This window comes from Fructobacillus durionis, from assembly GCF_900112405.1.
Taxonomy (GTDB): domain Bacteria; phylum Bacillota; class Bacilli; order Lactobacillales; family Lactobacillaceae; genus Fructobacillus; species Fructobacillus durionis.
In genome coordinates this window covers 1-1,908 of sequence record NZ_FOLI01000016.1, presented here as the reverse complement: position 1 = coordinate 1,908, position 1,908 = coordinate 1, and the positions used below count along the sequence as shown (strand labels likewise).

General features: G+C 40.4%; 2 protein-coding genes. Both read left to right on the top strand.

The genetic code is table 11. The features are described from left to right. The first annotated feature begins 51 nt into the window (after positions 1 to 51). Positions 52 to 846 carry a distal tail protein Dit gene (locus BMZ93_RS06515; protein ID WP_091503349.1) on the top strand — a complete coding sequence of 265 codons (795 nt, stop codon included), beginning with the start codon at positions 52 to 54 and terminating at the stop codon, positions 844 to 846. Continuing rightward, on the top strand, positions 843 to 1,908 hold a 1,066-nt coding region (locus BMZ93_RS06510), incomplete at its 3' end, for a phage tail spike protein (RefSeq protein ID WP_200769375.1). The genes BMZ93_RS06515 and BMZ93_RS06510, both read left to right, overlap by 4 nt.

Here is a 1,908-nt window from a genome sequence, read left to right as displayed (position 1 = left end):
TCATACGACTTACGAAAGAACAACGCTGTGAGCGTGTATTAAGGGGGATAAATGCAGTATGAATTTAAAGACCTAAATAAGACGACCTCGGCCTCTGCTGGTAAGTCGATTGAAAGCTTGACTTTTAACGGTATCAATTTAGAAAGTGAAATTGATGAGTTTCGAACGGTATCAGTTGACGGAAGAGATAACTATTCTCGAAAGTTATCAACTTCTGATAGCTTTGGCGATGGGGAGTTCTTTCTTCGCTCAAAAATTGAAAAGAACACGATTTCGGTTGTGTTCTTTTTAATCGCTGAAACAACAGAACAATTTAATCGGGCATTTACTCGTTTAAAGCTGTTACTACAGGGTGATGAAAAAGAGTTCTATTTTGCTGACGAACCAGAGTTTACTCGTATTGGGACAGTGACTAAGTTGACTAATGGAGAGCCTGGATCGTTGAGCGTTAAAGGAACCATTGAAATCACTATGTCCGATCCATATCGACACGGTCAAACAAAGACAATCGACGGGCAAAACGTTGTTTATATCAATGATCCACAGTTAACGTATCGACAGAATGTTGATTCTATTGTGGTAAATGTTGGTGAAAGCTCCACAAATGAAATTTTGTTGACCATTGGAAACGACTGGCGCTTGAAAATGAACGGTTCATTCCCATCATCGTCAACCATTGTATTAAATATCAATGATAGGTCACTAACTGTTAATGGTAATAGTGCCTTGAACACGATTGATATTATGCAAACCAATATTTTTGAAGCAACTATTGAGAAAGGGTCACAGGTTCGTTGTTCACAGGCGGCCAAAATGACGGTTGAGTACCGGGTTAAGCAGCTATGATTTATCTTTTTGATAAAAAACAAGAAATTGTGGGGATGCTTGATAAAGCAGATATGCTTGAAGCAAAGCTAGACCTAAAGATTAATACTGCGGCGAAGTTTGATTTGGCACTTCCGCCAACTAAAGCATTCGGCAACAACGTTCGATATGTTGGTGTTCCTCATCCGTTGGATGAAAGCAAGTACCTAATGTTGCGCTTGATGAGCGTTAAGGATAGCTCTGATAAAGTTGAATATTCTTGGTATGAATTGGCCTATCAAGAGCTAGGCAGTTACTCGTATATTAAGGACAGGCGTTTCGCTTCAGAGACAGCCGAAAACTTGATGAAAGTAGCACTTGGAGGAAGCCCATGGAAACTTAGAAAATGTAACGTTAATGCATCACTGCACACTAATTTTTACTATTTAAGCAATCTTGAAGCTATTAATACGGTCGTTAAAGGCCTTGGTGGAGAGATTGTTTTTTATGTGTCAATTTCGGGTAATAAGGTCACTGGCCGTTACATGGATTACGTGATAGCACAAGGCGTTGATACTTCTAAGGTATTTGTTCATGGGTCTAACTTGCTGAATGTTGAACGTACTGGAGACAACTCAAGCATTTATACAGCCATCTTGCCTCGTGGTAAAGGAGAACAAGTGAGTGAAGGAGATGGTGATACTCCAGATGGATATGGACGAAGAATTACCATCGAAGACTTGGACTGGAAGAAAGCGAACAATGACCCCTTAGACAAGCCAGTTGGGGATGCCGTTCTAGTCGATCCATTAGCTACTGCAGAATACGGACACATTGATGGTAGTCCTCGTTTACTGATTAAGACATATGAAGACATTGACGATAAGTGGGTGCTTCTTAACACGGCCTACCGTGACTTAATGCAGGAAAATCATCCAGCTTATCAGTATTCTGCTTCAGTAACTGATACGGATGGGCTTTCCCTTGGTGATACGGTGCTTATTATGCACAATGACCGAGACTTATCATATAAAACTCGAGTGTTCGAGGTCGAATATGACTTGATCACACCAGAAAATACGACATTACAACTTGGATCTGACT